18 protein-coding genes and 2 tRNA genes are annotated in these 15,520 nt (G+C 68.5%); 9 read left to right on the top strand and 11 right to left on the bottom strand.

Annotation, left to right across the window (positions count from 1 at the left end; translation table 11 throughout):
- Positions 1–10: 10 nt before the first annotated feature.
- A complete protein-coding gene (locus tag AB0C28_RS47370; RefSeq protein ID WP_358082729.1) occupies positions 11–1,579 on the bottom strand; it encodes an MFS transporter in 1,569 nt (522 codons plus the stop codon).
- Positions 1,580–1,633: 54 nt separating this feature from the next.
- On the opposite strand from AB0C28_RS47370, the gene soxR reads away from it, so the two are divergent.
- A complete protein-coding gene (soxR, locus tag AB0C28_RS47365; protein WP_357855425.1) occupies positions 1,634–2,122 on the top strand; it encodes a redox-sensitive transcriptional activator SoxR in 489 nt (162 codons plus the stop codon).
- 11 nt (positions 2,123–2,133) lie between these two features.
- Here the strand turns inward: soxR and AB0C28_RS47360 are convergent, their stop codons facing one another.
- Entirely contained in the window at positions 2,134–2,505 is a 372-nt protein-coding gene (locus tag AB0C28_RS47360; protein ID WP_358082727.1) for a hypothetical protein, read from the bottom strand.
- 180 nt (positions 2,506–2,685) lie between these two features.
- Positions 2,686–3,363 carry a DUF6461 domain-containing protein gene (locus AB0C28_RS47355; protein ID WP_358082724.1) on the bottom strand — a complete coding sequence of 226 codons (678 nt, stop codon included), beginning with the start codon at positions 3,361–3,363 and terminating at the stop codon, positions 2,686–2,688.
- 112 nt (positions 3,364–3,475) lie between these two features.
- Between AB0C28_RS47355 and AB0C28_RS47350 the strand changes: the two genes are divergently transcribed.
- Positions 3,476–3,772, top strand: a complete 297-nt coding sequence (locus tag AB0C28_RS47350; protein WP_358082897.1) for a tyrosine-type recombinase/integrase — start codon at positions 3,476–3,478, stop codon at positions 3,770–3,772.
- Between the two features lie 158 nt (positions 3,773–3,930).
- Here the strand turns inward: AB0C28_RS47350 and AB0C28_RS47345 are convergent.
- The 7 genes from AB0C28_RS47345 to galU all read right to left on the bottom strand — a co-directional run bounded on the left by AB0C28_RS47345 (position 3,931) and on the right by galU (position 8,559).
- Positions 3,931–4,007: transfer RNA gene (locus AB0C28_RS47345), tRNA-Ala, on the bottom strand.
- 49 nt (positions 4,008–4,056) lie between these two features.
- Complete coding sequence (locus AB0C28_RS47340; protein WP_357855452.1) at positions 4,057–4,578, bottom strand: hypothetical protein; 522 nt, start codon at positions 4,576–4,578, stop codon at positions 4,057–4,059.
- Positions 4,579–4,762: 184 nt separating this feature from the next.
- Positions 4,763–5,416: a GNAT family protein gene (locus AB0C28_RS47335; protein ID WP_181307538.1), complete on the bottom strand. Its 654-nt coding sequence runs from the start codon at positions 5,414–5,416 to the stop codon at positions 4,763–4,765.
- 95 nt (positions 5,417–5,511) lie between these two features.
- A complete protein-coding gene (locus tag AB0C28_RS47330; RefSeq protein ID WP_357855455.1) occupies positions 5,512–5,988 on the bottom strand; it encodes a MogA/MoaB family molybdenum cofactor biosynthesis protein in 477 nt (158 codons plus the stop codon).
- Positions 5,988–6,464, bottom strand: a complete 477-nt coding sequence (gene moaC, locus AB0C28_RS47325; RefSeq protein WP_346111086.1) for a cyclic pyranopterin monophosphate synthase MoaC — start codon at positions 6,462–6,464, stop codon at positions 5,988–5,990. Before moaC ends, AB0C28_RS47330 begins: the two co-directional genes overlap by 1 nt.
- An 18-nt stretch (positions 6,465–6,482) precedes the next feature.
- Entirely contained in the window at positions 6,483–7,670 is a 1,188-nt protein-coding gene (gene glp, locus AB0C28_RS47320; RefSeq protein WP_357855458.1) for a gephyrin-like molybdotransferase Glp, read from the bottom strand.
- Entirely contained in the window at positions 7,657–8,559 is a 903-nt protein-coding gene (gene galU, locus AB0C28_RS47315; protein WP_357855461.1) for a UTP--glucose-1-phosphate uridylyltransferase GalU, read from the bottom strand. Before galU ends, glp begins: the two co-directional genes overlap by 14 nt.
- Before the next feature lie 33 nt (positions 8,560–8,592).
- Between galU and AB0C28_RS47310 the strand changes: the two genes are divergently transcribed.
- From AB0C28_RS47310 to mscL, 6 genes are all read left to right on the top strand, one after another.
- On the top strand, positions 8,593–9,153 hold the full coding sequence (locus tag AB0C28_RS47310; RefSeq protein ID WP_358082894.1) for a 5-formyltetrahydrofolate cyclo-ligase: 561 nt from the start codon (positions 8,593–8,595) through the stop codon (positions 9,151–9,153).
- A gap of 22 nt (positions 9,154–9,175) precedes the next feature.
- Complete coding sequence (locus tag AB0C28_RS47305; RefSeq protein WP_358082721.1) at positions 9,176–10,681, top strand: potassium/proton antiporter; 1,506 nt, start codon at positions 9,176–9,178, stop codon at positions 10,679–10,681.
- A 69-nt stretch (positions 10,682–10,750) separates the two neighbouring features.
- Positions 10,751–11,083 carry an FmdB family zinc ribbon protein gene (locus AB0C28_RS47300; RefSeq protein WP_358082718.1) on the top strand — a complete coding sequence of 111 codons (333 nt, stop codon included), beginning with the start codon at positions 10,751–10,753 and terminating at the stop codon, positions 11,081–11,083.
- Between the two features lie 228 nt (positions 11,084–11,311).
- Positions 11,312–12,118, top strand: coding sequence for an S-methyl-5'-thioadenosine phosphorylase (locus tag AB0C28_RS47295; protein WP_358082715.1), 807 nt, complete (start codon positions 11,312–11,314; stop codon positions 12,116–12,118).
- Complete coding sequence (locus AB0C28_RS47290) at positions 12,115–12,711, top strand: flagellar biosynthesis protein FlgA (protein ID WP_358082712.1); 597 nt, start codon at positions 12,115–12,117, stop codon at positions 12,709–12,711. The genes AB0C28_RS47295 and AB0C28_RS47290 overlap by 4 nt, the downstream gene beginning before the upstream one ends.
- A gap of 23 nt (positions 12,712–12,734) precedes the next feature.
- A complete protein-coding gene (mscL, locus tag AB0C28_RS47285; protein WP_357855476.1) occupies positions 12,735–13,139 on the top strand; it encodes a large conductance mechanosensitive channel protein MscL in 405 nt (134 codons plus the stop codon).
- 5 nt (positions 13,140–13,144) lie between these two features.
- Here the strand turns inward: mscL and AB0C28_RS47280 are convergent, their stop codons facing one another.
- Positions 13,145–14,086: a D-alanyl-D-alanine carboxypeptidase family protein gene (locus tag AB0C28_RS47280; protein WP_357855479.1), complete on the bottom strand. Its 942-nt coding sequence runs from the start codon at positions 14,084–14,086 to the stop codon at positions 13,145–13,147.
- A 1,263-nt stretch (positions 14,087–15,349) separates the two neighbouring features.
- Between AB0C28_RS47280 and AB0C28_RS47275 the strand changes: the two genes are divergently transcribed.
- Positions 15,350–15,422: transfer RNA gene (locus tag AB0C28_RS47275), tRNA-Arg, on the top strand.
- The last annotated feature ends 98 nt before the right edge of the window (positions 15,423–15,520 follow it).

Below are 15,520 nucleotides of genomic sequence, written 5' to 3'. Positions count from 1 at the left end.
AATGTCCGAATCAACGTCGGGCGGTCGGCTTGGCGCCGACTCGTTCCCGCCTGAGCATGACCGCGACCGCGACGGCCAGGCCTGCCATGGTCGCAGCGCTGACTACGGCGCTCAGCTGAAATCCTGTGGTGAACGCTTCACGGGCTGCGCTGAGCAGCATGGCCCTGGGCAGGTCGGGAAGAACGTGACTCGCCGTCACAGCGCCACCCAGGCTCTCCCTCGCGGCGGACACGGCTTCTGCGGGGAGGCCCGCCACGACAGCGCGGCTCATTTCGCTTCGGTACGCCGCGGCGATGGCGCTGCCAAGGACCGCGATGCCGAGTGCACCGCCGAGTTGAGGCGCGGTCGAGGAGATCGCCGAGGCGGCGCCGGCCTGTTCGGGGGGTGCGGTACCGACGACCAGATCGGTGGCCAGCGCCATCATCGGACCGAGCCCAGCGGACACGATGATGGCTCCGGTGACCAGGAGAGCCAGGGCACTTGTCCCGGCGGTCATGCCCGCCTGAGCGACCACGACGAAGCCGGCGGCAGCCAGGGCCAGTCCGGCCGCGATGACCGTTCCCGCGGCTATCCAGCGCACGATTCTGGAGGCCAGCATCGATCCGACGATTACCCCGACAGCCGAAGGCGCCGTCCACAGACCGGCCTCCAGCGGCGAGAGCCCGCGTACCAACTGCAGATATTGTGCGAAGGCGTAGTTGAAACCCCACAAGACGAAGATGCCGAGCGCCAGCGTGGCCACGGCGATGCTGAACGCCCGGTTCGCGAACAACCGCAGGTCGATCAACGGGTGGCGCAACGCGCGCTGCCTGCGCAGGAAGACGACGGCGAACAGCAGTCCGACTGTGACGAAGAGCACGGGCACCCAGCCGGGGCCGTCGGCGGCGATCTGCTTGAGACCGTAAACCGCCGGCAACACCGCGGCCAGTGACAGTGCGGCGCTGATCAGGTCCAACTGCCCTGCCCCCGCGTCGCGTCGCTCGGGCAGCAGGATCGGCCCCAGCGCCAGGAGCAGCGCCATCACCGGCACGCCGAGCAGGAACACCGACCCCCACCAGAAGCGCTCCAGCAACCACCCGCCCACGAGAGGGCCGATCGCGGTGCCTCCGGACACGCTGGCGATGACGATCCCGACGGCGACGGTGCGTTGCCGCGGATCCCGGAACATGGCGACGGTCAGGGAGAGCACGGACGGCATCAACGTGGCGCCAGAGATTCCGAGCAGCGCGCGGACCGCGATGAGCGCGCCCGCGCTGGGAGCGTAGGCCGCGAGCACAGATGCGACGCCGTACGCGGCCGCGCCGATCAGCAGAAGGCGTCGGCGGCCGATCCGATCGCCCAGCGTACCCATGGTGATCAGCGATCCGGCGAGCAGAAAGGCATAAACATCCACGATCCACAGCAGCTCAGCGCTGTCGGCTGCCAGCGCTCTGCCGATGGCCGGCAGCGCCAGGTGAGTCACGGTCAGCTCGAGGGAGGCCAGGAGAGCGGGAATGGACAGAACGGCAAGCCCGATCCATTCCCGTCGCCCAGCACGGCCAGTGGTGGGCGGGGCGGTGTCCGCAGGGGATCTTGTCACTCGTCAAGCATGAAACCTCGACTATAGCCGAGGTCAAGCTCTAGCCTGAGAGGCGTGACGAAACCCCCTTTTGACGCCAAGGAGCTCACCGTCGGGCAACTCGCCGCCCGTTCCGGCGTGGCGGTGACCGCCTTGCACTTCTACGAAGAGAAGGGCCTGATCCGCAGCCGCAGAACCGCGGGAAACCAACGACGCTACTCTCGCGACACCCTGCGCAGGGTGGCCTTCATCCGGGTGGCGCAGCGAGTCGGCATTCCGCTGCGCATGGTGGGCGAGGCGCTGGCAGGTCTTCCGGAGGAGCGCACACCGACCAGGGAAGACTGGACCCGCCTATCCGCCTCATGGCGCGCCGAACTCGACACCCGCATCGAGCAGCTCACCCGCCTGCGCGACAAGCTGTCCGACTGCGTCGGCTGCGGATGCCTTTCCATCGATCGATGCGTACTGCGCAACCCCGACGATCGTCTCGGAGACGAGGGCACCGGCCCGCGTCGCCTCTTGAGCCGTCGACTGGCAGATGAAAGCCGCTTCCCGTCCCTCTGACCGTGCAGTCGTCAAACCTTCTGCCGCCGGCGAATACGGCGGATGCGCTTCCGACCAGTTCCAGAATCATGGATGCCCCGCTTCACCCGACGCTCGATACGCCCCAGCAAGATCTCGCCAAGAGGCGCATCGCGGACCTTCTTCCAGCGTTTCGGCCGCCTCGCGTACAGACGCTCTTCGGCAGCTTCGCCCGACTGCTCGTCGGCGGCGCCTCGGGCAGCTTCGAGGACCTGATGATCACGATGGCGATTGGCCCGATGGGGCGTCCGCTTGTTGCGCCGGATGCTCTTGCGCGAGCTCTTGTCATTCTCGCCGTAGTCGTTGCGACGATCTTTGGTGTAGCTCAGCCGCTTCTTCTCTTGCGGAGACTTCCTGCGCTTCACCCGAGGCGCGCTCCGGCCCATGACTCCTCATTCCGCAAATCCCTCTGAGCAGCAGCAAGTCGCGCCCTGCCTCCGCCGACTCGTCGGCCGCCTCCAGTGCGGTCAGCTTCTCACGCGCGATGGACAGCCGCTCCAGGTGACGTCGCTTCCCGCGTACGCAGCTCCGGCGCTGACCCGCTCTCAGCGGGTCGCGTCCGGCATGCGGACCGTCACGTAGGGATGCGGCTGCTCCAGCCACTCGCCGGTCAGCCGCGCCCCGGTGCTGCGGTCGATGACTGCCAGGCAGGCGGCCCTCCAGTCGTAGTCGGCGCGGTCATCGAGGTCGTCCTCGTCCTCTTCCTCGTCGGGGTCTTCGGGCGCGGGCGCGGCGAAGAAGTCCTCCATGACCTGCAGCTCGGGCCATCGTGCCAGGCCGGCATGGTGTTCCTGCCTCCCGGGAAAGCGCGCGTTGATCGCCAGGACGTGCTCGCCTCGGGCCGCGAAGCCCAGCAGATTGTTGGCGTTGACGTTCCACCAGGCGCTGTGGACGCGTGCTCCCTCACTGAGCCGCCGGAGCACGGCGGGGTTTGCCCCGAGGTAGTCCCACTCGAAGAGAACGGTGGTCGAGCTGCACTGGTCGACAAGGATGGGGTAGGCGTCGCGTTCGGGTGGCCCGATGGCGTCGAGCGACGCCGGCTCGTGCACCTGGTAGGGCGTGTTCCCGGCGAGCCGGGCGGCAACCTGGTCCAGGGTGAACGCTCGACCGCCGTCGGGGACCATTACCGTCCAGCACATGCCTACGCTGAGCCACTGCGTGCTGCTTATCAGTCGCCGGTAATGCTCGCGCAGGTCGTCGGTCGGCGGCTGTCCGGTGTTCAAGCAGGGGCCCCTTCGCTCGGCGGGAACGGATCTTCGAGATCATCCCAGAGGGGCGGCGCGGGATGTGGTGCGGGCGCTGGGCCTGCAGGATGTCCGCGGCCAGGTGGAGGGGATGCGTGCCCGGCTCAAGCTCAAGGCCGGCGAGGCTTGGCAAGATCACAACATGGCGTCCTGCACGAACATAGGCACTCCGCTGGACGCCTCGAACGTGCGACGGGCGTTTCGCAGGATCACCAAACGAGCGGGACTCGGAACCGCCTGGAGTCCCCGCGAACTGCGTCACTCGTTCGTCTTCATCATGAGTGACCAGGGCGTTCCCATCGAGACCATCGCCGATCTCGTCGGGCACGCGGGCACGCGGGCACCAGCGTCACAGAGGCGGTCTACCGGCACCAGCTACGGCCGATGATCACCAAAGGTGCCCAGACGATGAACACCATCTTCGGCGACAGCCGACACGGGTAGAGAGTCCAAGTGAGATGGCTCCCCGACTGGCTCCCATCGACTTCCAGACATGAGAAAAGGGCCTCTGGATTACTCCAAAGACCCTTCTCACCTGCATCTTCCTGGTGGAGATGAGGGGATTCGAACCCCTGACCCCTTCGATGCGAACGAAGTGCGCTACCGGACTGCGCTACATCCCCAAGGACTCGACCAGATTAGCAAACTTCAGAGGGTCCTCGCGCCACCGTTTCAGTCCCCCACCGCCCGCCGCGGCGGTTCGGCGTACTGATCGAACAGGACGTCCCCGTTCAGCGTCGTGAGATCGATCACCTCGGCCTCCGCCTCGGCGGCGACCCGCTGCTGCTCGCGCTGCCGTCGCAGGCGCTCAGCGCGCGCCTGGCGGGCGCGTTCGCGGCGTTCCCTGTCGACCTGTACGGCGATGCGGAGAAACGCCATGTACGTCAGCATGACGACGATGGAGGGCGCGACGCCCCACCACGGCATCATCTCGACCGAAGCCGTCACCACGGAGGCCAGCACGAGCAGGGCGGTGAAGAAGAGCAGGCGGCGCCGGCGGGCGACGATGATGGCGCGGCGCCGGAAGCGGAACTGGCGGACGTCGACCTTCTCGATCTCGGCGGGCGTCGGCCCGTCGTAGTCCTCGGAATCGGGGGCGAGATTGTCGAGATCGGGCAGTTGGTGCTCGCCGGTGTAATACTCTTCGAGCTCGGCCAGTTCGGCGAGGTTCGTCTTGTCCCGACGCAGCCACATGGGAATCAGGACACAGAGCCACATAACGACGATGGCCATGTAGAGGAGGACAGGACTCACGGCCACCTCCGGGCAGCACAAAGACGCGGATGTGCTCGTCGCGCCTTGAATGTGCTCACGTCACGCACCGTAAGACCGCGTGTCACTAATTGACGAGCATTCGGTGCGGTGTGTCGCGAGATCGTCAAACCTCTTCGACGGAGGACCCCCCGTGAGCCGCTGACTCACGCGCGCGACGCCACTGCACGAGCAGCCCGCCAGGTACGTCCTCGACGGTCAACGCGTAACAGATGTGATCGCGCCAGGCTCCGTCGATGTGGAGTTGGCGACGCCGAATGCCTTCTTCCCTGAAACCGAGCTTCTCAACCACTCTACGGCTGGCTTGATTCTCGGGACGGATGTTCGCTTCCAGCCGATGCAATCCGGTGGTGAAGAAGCAATGGTCAACGGCCATCGCGAGCGCGGTCGGGGTGACCCCGTTGCCCGCCACGGCGCCGTCGATCCAGTAACCGACCTGGGCAGAACGGGCAGACCCCCACACGATGGCGCCCACGGTCAGCTGGCCGGCGAAGCGGCCGTTGTAGGTCATCACCCATGGCAGCGCCAGCCCTTGCCTAGCCTCGCGGCGCAGGGTGCCGACCATGGAGATGTACGGGCCGAGCCCGGTCCGGAACAGGGGGGTCTCGGGGTTGCTCGGTTCCCAGGGCCGCAGCCAGTCGGCGTTGCGCAGCCTGGTCTCACGCCACACACGCACGTCGCCCAGCCGCAGCGGCCGCAGGCCCACGGGGCCTTCGTTCAGGGTCGCCGGCCAGCCACGAAGTCGATCCACACCCCTCATCATCCCCCGATCGGGCACGATGGCGCCACGGATCAGCGAGCGGAGCTGCGATTCACCCTCAGGACGCCGATCGCCGGCGCGATCACCGGCCCGGCTCAGCGCGGGTGGTCGCCGCCCCGGATCTGATCGACCGCGTGCCGCAGGATGGGCGCGAGTACGGCGACGCCATCCCGTACCCCACCGGACGATCCGGGCAAATTCACGATCAAGGTGTCACCCGCCTGCCCGGCCAGCCCTCGCGACAATACGGACGTAGGCACCTTGTCGCGATTTGCCAGCCGAATTGCCTCCGCGATGCCAGGAATTTCCCGAGAAATCACCCTGGCGGTCATCTCCGGCGTCAGATCCAGCGGCGTCAGCCCGGTGCCCCCGGTGGTGACGATGACCTCGTACCCACCCGCCACCCCCTCCCTGAGCGCCCGCTCGACCGCCTCACCGTCGGGCACCACCACGGGCCCCTCGACCTCGCAGCCGGCCTCCTGCCGCAGCAGCTCGGCCAGCAACGGCCCGGATTTATCCGCATAAATCCCGGCGGAGGCCCGGTTCGACACCGTGATCACCAGCGCGCGCATCAGCCCTGCTCCCGCGTCCACCGGCCGGTCTTGCCGCCCAGCTTCTCCTCCACCCGCACATCGGTGATCACCGCGCCCGGATCGACCGCCTTGACCATGTCGATCAGCGCCAGCGCCGCCACCGAGACGGCCGTCAGCGCCTCCATCTCCACCCCGGTACGGTCGGCCGTCTTCACCCGGCACGTGATCGCCACGCCCCAGTCTTCGACGTCGAGCGTGACCTTCACCCCGTGCAGGGCGATCGGATGACAGAGCGGGATCAGATCAGGCGTACGTTTCGCCCCCATGATCCCCGCGATCCTGGCCACCCCCAGCGCGTCGCCCTTGGGCACCTCGCCCGAACGCAGCAGCGCGACCGTCTCGGCCGACAGCAGCACCCGGCCGGTGGCCGTGGCGGTGCGGGCCGAGACGTCCTTGGCCGACACGTCCACCATGCGCGCGGCACCGGTCTCGTCGATATGGGTCAGCTCACCCACAGCCACCCTCCACTCGGCTCACAGCCGGACCACCTCCACGGCGGACCCGCTCTCCACCTCGGTCACATCCTCAGGCACCACGATCAGCGCGTTGGCCAGGGCCAGGGCGGCGAGCTGATGGGAGCCCTGCCCGTGCACCGGCGTCACCGTGCCGTCCGAGGCCAGCACGCCTCGCAGGTAGGAGCGCCGGCCGGACGGCGACCGCAGCGGCCCGGTGACCGTCGCGGTGACCGTCTCCGGCAGGCCGCCGGGCAGCCCGCGCATCCGGTCAAGCGCGGGACGTACGAACAGCATGAACGACACGAACGAGGACACCGGATTGCCGGGCAGCGCGAAGATCGGCACTTCGTCCTCCCCCAGCACGCCGAAGCCCTGTGGCATCCCCGGCTGCATCGCGACCTTCTCGAACCGGACCGTGCCCAGCGGCGACAGGGCCTCCTTGACCGGCTCGTAGGCCCCCATCGACACCCCGCCGGTGGTGACGATCGCATCGGCTCGCACGAGATGCGTGTCGAGCCGGTCGAGCAGCACCGCGGGATCGTCGCCGACGGATCCGGCGCGGAAGCCGTCGGCCCCCGCCTCGCGCACCGCCGCCGCCAAGGTGTAGCTGTTGGACTCCCAGATCTGGCCGGGCGCGAGCGTGCCGCCCGGCTCGACCAGCTCGGCGCCGGTGGAGACGACCACGACGCGCGGACGCGGGCGCGCGAGCACGCGCCGCCGCCCCACGCCGGCGATGATCCCCAGCTGCGCGGGCCCGATCAGGGTGCCCGCCTTGAGCACGATCTCTCCAGCCTGTACGTCCTCCCCGGCCCGCCGGACCGCGTTGCCCACCTCGGCGCGGCGGTCGATGCGTACGGAGACCGTGCCCCCGTCCGTCCACTCGACCGGCACCACGGTGTCGGCCCCGGCCGGCATGGGCGCGCCGGTCATGATGCGCACGGTGTGGCCGGGCCCGACGGCGCGCAGCTCGACCGAGCCGGCCGCCACGTCGTCGATCACCGGCAGCGTAACGGGGACCTCCGACAGATCCTCGGCCCTGACCGCGTACCCGTCCATGGCCGAGTTGTCGAACGGCGGCAGCGGCACCGGCGAGGTGACGTCCTCGGCCAGCGTCGTGCCGAGAGCCTGCTCCAGCTCCAGCTCCAGCGGGGCCAGCGGACGTACAGTGGCCATGATCTCGGCCAGATGCGCGTCAACTGATTTCATCGAGGAACTCCCGCAACCACGGCACGAAATCCGGCGCCAGATCGTCCCGGTCCGCCGCGAACTTCACCACAGTGCGCAGATAGTCGAGCTTGTCGCCCGTGTCGTAGCGTCGCCCCCTGAACAGCACGCCGTGCACGGGCCCGCCCTCGTCGCGGCCGCGCGAGGCGAGCGTGCGCAGCGCGTCGGTGAGCTGGATCTCCCCGCCCCGCCCCGGCGGCGTCTGCTCCAGCACCTCGAACACCGCGGGATCGATCACATAACGCCCGATGATGGCCCAGTTGGACGGCGCCTCGTCGGCCGGCGGCTTCTCGACCAGGTCGGTCACGCGTACGACGTCTTCTTCCGCGGTGGCCTCGATGGTGGCCACACCGTAGAGCGAGACCTGCTCCTTGGGCACCTCCATCAGCGCGATCACGCTGCCGCCGAACGTGTCACGCACCTCGATCATGCGCCGCAGCAGGTGGTCGCGGTGGTCGATCAGGTCGTCGCCGAGCAGGCAGGCGAAGGGGTGATCGCCGACGTGGTGCTTGGCGCAGAGCACCGCGTGCCCGAGCCCCTTGGGCTCGCCCTGGCGTACGTAGTGCAGAGTCGCCAGCGAGGCCGGCTCGCGGACCTGCGACAATCGCTGCTCGTCGCCCTTGGCCTCAAGGGCCTCCTCCAGCTCGAACGCCCGGTCGAAGTGGTCTTCGATCGAGCGCTTGTTCTTGCCGGTGACCATGAGGACGTCGAGGAGACCGGCGGAGGCCGCCTCTTCGACGACATACTGGATCGCGGGCTTGTCGACGATGGGCAACATCTCCTTGGGTGTCGCCTTCGTCGCCGGAAGGAACCGGGTGCCCAGACCCGCGGCGGGCACGACGGCTTTCGTCACAGGGTCGAAGTCAGCCATGAGTAGACCCTAGTGGAGGGACCTGTGGACAAGATGAACCTGCGCCGCGAGCTGAACGCGGCGCGCGGCTCCCTCACCCCCGAACAGCTACGGGCAAACGCCATCAAGGTCCGCGAAACGCTGCTCGAACAGCCGTGGGTGCAGATGGCCGGTCTGGTGGCCTGCTACTGGTCAGCGGGGTCGGAGCCGGAGACGCACGGGCTCGTGTTCGCTCTCTGGAAACATGGAGCCACCGTCATCCTGCCCGTGCTCCAGAAGGACAATGACCTGAATTGGGCGGTCTACGACGGGCCCGACACGCTCGCCCCCGGCCGCCACGGAATCATGGAGCCGGTCGACACCCGCAGAGGCGTCGACGCCGTACGTACCGCCGCCCTCGTGATCGTGCCCGCGCTGGCCGTCGACAGGCGCACGGGCGTGCGCCTCGGACGCGGCGGCGGCTCCTACGATCGGGCGCTGGCCAGGGTCGGCCCCAACGTCCCCACGGTGGCCCTGCTGCACGACGGCGAGCTGATCGACGACGTCCCGTCCGAGCCCCATGACCGGCGGGTTCGCTACGCGATGACGCCTTCTGGACTCACTAGTCTTATGTGACCGCCGGTACGAGAGGAGCCAGATGATGCTCGACGTCTGGCTCCTTCTTGGCGCCGTGATCGTCATCGCCGCGATCGCCTCCGTCCGCATCGCCCATCGCACCGGCCTGCCCAGCCTGCTGGTGTTCCTCGGCTTCGGGCTGGTCCTGGGGCCTTCCGGGCTCGGCATCCCCTTCGAGAGCCCCCAGCTGGCCCAGCAGATCGGGATGACGGCGCTGGCGGTGATCCTGGCCGAGGGCGGCCTGACGACGAACTGGTCCCACGTACGGCGTTCCGTCCCCCTTGCCATGATCCTGGCGACCGTGGGCGTGGCCGTCAGCGTCGTCGTGGTGGCGCTGGTCGTTCAGGGCATTCTCGGCATCGACGGCAAGACGGCGCTGATCCTCGGCGCCGTCCTGGCCTCCACCGACGCCGCCGCCGTCTTCTCCGTGCTCCGGAGGCTGCCGCTGCCACCGCGCCTCGCGGGGGTGCTGGAGGCGGAGTCCGGGCTCAACGACGCGCCCACGGTCATCGCCGTGGTGCTGCTCAGCGGGGCCTCACACTCCTCGGCCACCCTGGGAACGTTCCTGCTGGAGACCGGGATCGAGCTGCTCATCGGCGCCGCGGTGGGCCTCGCCGTCGGCCCCGCCGGCGCCTACGCCCTGCGCCGCGTCGCCCTGCCCGCCTCCGGCCTCTCTCCCATCGCCGTGCTGGCGCTCACGTTCGTCTCGTACGGCGGCGCGGTGCTGCTGCACGGCTCCGGCTTCCTGGCCGTCTACCTGACGGCGCTCATCCTGGGCAACTCGCGCCTGCCGCACCGGGCGGCCACCAGGGGTTTCGCGGAGGGCGCGGCCTGGCTGGCGCAGATCGGCATGTTCGTCCTGCTCGGCATGCTGGCCGACGTCAACGAGATGGCGCCGGCGATCGTCCCCGGCCTGATCACCGGCACCATCCTCGCGCTCCTGGCCCGCCCGCTGTCGGTGCTGGTCAGCTCCGCCCTGTCATGGGCGCTGCGGCTGGGCTGGGTGAGCTGGCGCGACCAGGCGTTCCTGTCGTGGGCGGGGCTGCGCGGCGCGGTTCCGATCGTCCTGGCGACCATCCCGTGGGCGGCCGGCGTCGTCGGCTCCAAAGGCCTCTTCAACGAGGTCTTCGTGATCGTCATCGTGTTCACCCTGCTCCAGGGGCCGACGCTGCCGTACGCCGCGCGGCTGCTCGGGGTGGCCGCTCCCGGCGAGGCCCATGATCTCGCGGTCGAGTCCGCTCCGCTGGAGGAGCTCAACGCCGACCTGCTGCAGGTCAGGGTGCCTCCGGGCTCGCGCCTGCACGGGGTGGAGGTCTACGAGCTCCGCCTGCCCTCTGGAGCTGCGGTGACGCTCATCGTACGCGACGGCAAATCCTTCGTCCCCAGCACCACGACCAGGCTGCGCGTGGACGACCAGCTCCTGGTCGTCACCACCGCCGCCTGCCGCGACGAGGCGGAGCGCCGGCTCCGGGCCGTGAGCCGAGGTGGAAAGCTGGCAGGCTGGTACGGCGAGCGGGGGTTGGAATAGCTGTTTGACCCCATCGGTTACCATTAGCAGTCGCATCGCTCGAGTGCCAAAGCTTGTAAGGAGGAGCGCGTGCCGACCTATCAGTACGCCTGCAACGACTGCGGTGAGCAGCTCGAGGTCGTTCAGAAGTTCACCGACGATGCGTTGACGGTGTGCCCGAGCTGCCAGGGCAACCTGCGCAAGGTGTTCTCGGCCGTCGGCATCGTGTTCAAGGGTTCCGGCTTCTACCGGACCGACAACCGCTCGTCGTCGGGCTCATCGTCCGCGGCCGCGTCCTCTTCTGGTTCTTCCGGCTCTTCCGGCGCGAAGTCCGGCGAGAGCAAGTCGTCGTCGGAGTCGAGTTCCTCGACGCCGTCGACCGCCCCCGCGCCGGCCGCCGCCTCCACGACGACCTCCAGCTGACCTTCTCAGGGCCCGGGGCCTGCCCCGGGCGCTCGTACGGCCTGCTTACCCGAGAGCGGGGCGGAGACCGGCCGCAGTGGGCGGACAAATGCCGACATGACGGTTGATGTCATCTAACGCCGGTCAATGTCGGCTGATGTCGGCGCGCCGCAACACCCGAACCCCGTTATCCACAGAACGGCGTTCGGGCCGTTCTAGCCGCACCCCGCTCCCGCTACTCTCTGCGCCATGGTCACTCGCGCAGACATCGGCGTCATCGGCGGTTCGGGCTTCTACTCCCTGCTGGACGACGCCGAGGAGCTCCAGCTCTCCACTCCCTACGGCCCCCCGAGCGATGTCGTCACAATCGGGCGCATCGGCTCGCGTACGGTGGCGTTCATCCCCAGACACGGGCGAGATCACCGTTTCCCGCCCCACCGCATCCCCTATCGCGCCAACCTCTGGGCGCTGCGCTCACTCGGCGTCCGCCAGGTGCTCGCGCCCAGCGCCGTGGGTTCGCTGAAGGCCGAATACGGCCCCGGTGCCCTGGTGGTGCCCGATCAGCTCGTCGACCGCACCTCTGGGCGCGTACAGACCTATTACGACACCGACGGCGCGGTCCACGTCTCCTTCGCCGACCCCTACTGCCCGTCCGGCCGCGCCGTCGCGGTCAAGCGCGCCCAGGAGGGCGGCTGGCAGACGGTCGACGGCGGCACGCTGGTCGTCATCGAGGGCCCGCGCTTCTCCACGCGCGCCGAGTCGCAGTGGTACGCGGCCAACGGCTGGTCGATCGTGGGCATGACCGGCTTCCCCGAGGCGATCCTGGCCCGCGAGCTGGCCCTCTGCTACACCTCGATCTCCCTCGTGACCGACCACGACGCCGGGGTCGAGGCCGGGCAGGGCGTCACCCATGACGAGGTGCTGGAGTTCTTCGCCGGAAACGTCACCCGCATGCGCACCCTGGTGTCCGAGACCGTCCAGGCCCTCCCCGAAGAGCGCGCCTGCTCCTGCGGCTCGGCACTCGACGGCCTCAAGCTGCCCTTCGAGCTGCCGTGATCCGATCCTGGCTGACACGCTACGGCCGTCGCCGCCGCCTCGTCGCGGCGGCGTTCGCCGCCCTGTCCGTGCTGGCCGCCTTCCTGGCCACCCGCCCCGCCACCTCCGCCCCCACGGTCCTGGTGGCCTCGCACGACCTGGCCGCCGGCCCACTCGATCCGGCCGACTTCCACCCGGCGGCACTCGTCCCGCCGCCCGCCGGGGCGGTGCGCGCCATCTCCCCATCGTCGGCCCAGACCCTGGCCACTCCCATGCGCAGAGGCGAGCCCCTCACCGACGCCCGCCTCCTGTCCTCCTACCGCCTCCCACCGGGCCTGGTGGCCACCCCGGTGCGCATCTCCGACCCCGCCGCGGCCGCCCTGCTCTCCCCCGGCTCCACGATCACCCTCCTGGCCTCCTACGCGGAGGGCGTACCCGCACGCCAGATCGCCCCTGACAGCCAGGTCCTCACCATCCCCAAAGCGGCGTCGTCCTCCTCCTCGTCCGACGGCAGCCTGATCGTCCTGGCCACCACCATCACCCAGGCGGCCGAACTGGCCACCGCCCAGGCCCACGCCCGCCTGTCGATCACCATCAAACCTAACCCTGAGTAATGACTCGACTACGATCACTTCCCATGAACGGATTCAGAAGGTTCCTCACCCAGGGCAATGTCATCGACTTGGCCGTCGCGGTGGTCGTCGGTGCCGCCTTCAACGCGATCGTGCAGTCGTTCGTGGCCGACCTGCTCACGCCGCTGATCTCGGCGTTCGGCGGCCTGCCCGACTTCTCCTCGCTCAAGGTCACCATCGGCCAGTCCAACTTCATGTACGGCAACTTCATCAACGCGGTCGTCTCGTTCCTGATCGTCGCCGTGGTGCTCTATTTCCTCGTCGTCAAGCCGTACACCCACTTCAAGGATCGCGCCGCGGCCAGGATCGAGGCGATGACCCGCGACTGCCCCGAGTGCCTCTCGGAGATCCCCAAGGCGGCCGGCCGCTGCGCTTTCTGCAGCGAGGAAGTCACTCCAGTAAGCCTGTAGAAAGATCAGACCAGCGAATCGATCTTGGGGTCGTACTCCCAATGCCACGGCTCGAACGGGCTGCTGTAGGCCCACGACGGATGGAACCACCCATACCGCTTCGAGTTCTTCTCCATCCACACGAACTCCGCGGACCCCGACCGCTCCACGCCGCCGCACAGGTCCACCGCCAGCCCGAGCCCGTGGTTGCTCCGCCCCGGCACCGCCGCGAACCCGGGCCGCCGGTAGTAGACCGACTGCTGCTCGGCCAGGCTCCGATAGGCGTCCGTCACACACATGGCCTTCCCGAACCGGCGCCGGTAGGCCTCGTTCAGACTGACGAACGCGATGGTGGCGTCGGCCCTGAGGCTCTGCCCCTTCTGCTGCAGGGGGCAGAGCATCGACGGGGGGATCAGCCCGTTGGGATAGTGATCGGCCGTGGCCGCCCGCAGCGGATTGCACCCCAGCGCCGCCCGCCCCACCTTGTCGATCTTGATACCGAGCTTCACCAGCGCCGAGGTCAGCGACTTCACGATCTTGTCCGACCGCTGCCGCAACGTGTCCACTTCGGCCGCCAGCTGCGCCTCGGCCAGCAGATTGCCGGCCCGCAGTTCCTGCGCCTCACCGGCCAGCCGCTCGGCCTCCTTGTACAACGTGCTGGTCTGCTCAACCGCCTGCTGCCGCACGGCCACCATCTGGTTCGCGTCCGACAGCGCCCGCAAGGTCTTCTCATCCGCGCCACCCGTCAGGAACGGCAGAATGCCCCCCATGAGCGGCTGCTGATAGAGCAACTCGGCCATCTGCGACACCGGCTGCCGCATCGCCGCCACCCGCTGCTCCAACTGCTGCAGGGAGGCGAGCTTGGTCTTGAGCGTCCGCTCGGATGCCGCGATCTCAGCCCGCCGCTTCTCCAGCGCCTTGGTGGCCTCTTCCAGCTCCTTGGCCGACTTCTCGGCCTCTCTCCGCAACTCAGTCAGATTGGACGGATCCCGCCGATCCAGCTGAACCCGCGCCTTCACGTACGCCTTCGAGTGCACCTGAGCCTGAGCCGACCCCTGCCCACCGGGCACGAGAAGAGAAGCCACCGCCATGACAACCGCGATCAGACCTGCTGATCGAGGGGCTGGCACGTTCGACTCCTCCGTTTGCACTCTCGTTACCCAAGTCAGGCACGCACGTTACTACAGCCCCCGGAGTGTCCGGACCGAACTCGGAAGAGCTGTTATGAGACAAATAGCCCACTTTGCTCAGCTCGCCCTGTCCCGCCCACACACCGCCACCCCAAACCCGCACGCACCTCCAAAGATCAGCACTACTTATCGATCAGTACGCCCAGCCAACCCCCTGCGGTTCACCTCCCCTCCACCCAACTCCCCCGCACGCCCCACAACCCGCGCCCACAACATCGGCACGAGCGCGGGAGCACCCTCGATAAGGAGGTGCACCCAACCCTCCCTCGCAACCCCCAACATCACCACGACCGCGGAAGCCCACTCGGTGACGGCGTGCACCAACCCCTCCCGCACACCCTCACAACCCCACACCCAACCCTCCCGCGTAACCCACGTCCCCAGCACCCAGCCCTCCCCCGCCACTCATATCCCCGGCACCCAACTCTCCCCCGACCCTGCCCCTGCCCCTACTCCCGCCCTCTCCTGCTCCCGATCCCGGCACAACTCCCACAACCAGGTGTCCACCCACTCCCCCGGACACCCGTCCCGAGTCCGCACAGGAGCCGGCGTCACAGGCTCCTCAGGCAGAGCCTCCTCCTGCGGCTCGGAAGCCACCACAACCTCCTCCTCCGGCGCCTCCTCCTCCGCAGGAGGCGAGACCTCTTCCTCCCGCACAGGAGCAGGCACAACCCCCTCATACCACCGATCAGGCCGAGGCGGAGCAGGCACCAACACCGGCTCCAACGCCATCCCCCGCCCCCAACTCGGCACAACCATCGGCGGCCCCGCCAACCCAAGCCCCCGCACCTCCCCCGCCAGCAACCCACCCGCCAAAATCGCCGGCGCCAGCAACGCCCCGAACAGAACAACGGGCCGCCGACGGGCCTGCGTACATCGCCTCCTGGTCACGAGCAGACGGTATCCACGCCCCCCGAACCCGCCACCGACCGCTTGCCATGGCTTTACCGCAGCTCAGAGCACCCATAACCAACCCCACAAAACTGATCGGGGCCGCACGTCGCGTGCAGTGCCAGACTTTCGCTAGGCTTACGAGAGTCCGCCTCCGTAGCTCAGGGGATAGAGCACCGCTCTCCTAAAGCGGGTGCCGCAGGTTCGAATCCTGCCGGGGGCACTCTTGTGATGTCTCAGGACATCGGAAACCCTCGAACCTACGGGTTCGGGGGTTTCGTCTTGCTGGGGTTTGCCTGAGGTTGGTAATCGCGGCTGGGG

Origin of the sequence: Nonomuraea sp. NPDC048892 (assembly GCF_040649735.1) — a bacterium.
Lineage (GTDB): Bacteria > Actinomycetota > Actinomycetes > Streptosporangiales > Streptosporangiaceae > Nonomuraea > Nonomuraea maheshkhaliensis.
Note: the sequence above shows the minus strand (reverse complement) of the source record. Positions and strands in the feature narration are given on the sequence as shown.

What these genes read in the sequence shown, in the direction of transcription:
- galU (WP_357855461.1), bottom strand. Translation starts at nt 8,559, where the DNA reads ATGGCTGACTTCGACCCTGTGACGAAAGCCGTCGTGCCCGCCGCGGGT.
- AB0C28_RS47330 (WP_357855455.1), bottom strand. Translation starts at nt 5,988, where the DNA reads ATGCGCGCGCTGGTGATCACGGTGTCGAACCGGGCCTCCGCCGGGATT.
- AB0C28_RS47335 (WP_181307538.1), bottom strand. Translation starts at nt 5,416, where the DNA reads ATGAGGGGTGTGGATCGACTTCGTGGCTGGCCGGCGACCCTGAACGAA.
- AB0C28_RS47350 (WP_358082897.1), top strand. Translation starts at nt 3,476, where the DNA reads ATGCGTGCCCGGCTCAAGCTCAAGGCCGGCGAGGCTTGGCAAGATCAC.
- AB0C28_RS47310 (WP_358082894.1), top strand. Translation starts at nt 8,593, where the DNA reads ATGAACCTGCGCCGCGAGCTGAACGCGGCGCGCGGCTCCCTCACCCCC.
- AB0C28_RS47295 (WP_358082715.1), top strand. Translation starts at nt 11,312, where the DNA reads ATGGTCACTCGCGCAGACATCGGCGTCATCGGCGGTTCGGGCTTCTAC.
- glp (WP_357855458.1), bottom strand. Translation starts at nt 7,670, where the DNA reads ATGAAATCAGTTGACGCGCATCTGGCCGAGATCATGGCCACTGTACGT.
- AB0C28_RS47340 (WP_357855452.1), bottom strand. Translation starts at nt 4,578, where the DNA reads ATGTGGCTGCGTCGGGACAAGACGAACCTCGCCGAACTGGCCGAGCTC.
- mscL (WP_357855476.1), top strand. Translation starts at nt 12,735, where the DNA reads ATGAACGGATTCAGAAGGTTCCTCACCCAGGGCAATGTCATCGACTTG.
- AB0C28_RS47305 (WP_358082721.1), top strand. Translation starts at nt 9,176, where the DNA reads ATGATGCTCGACGTCTGGCTCCTTCTTGGCGCCGTGATCGTCATCGCC.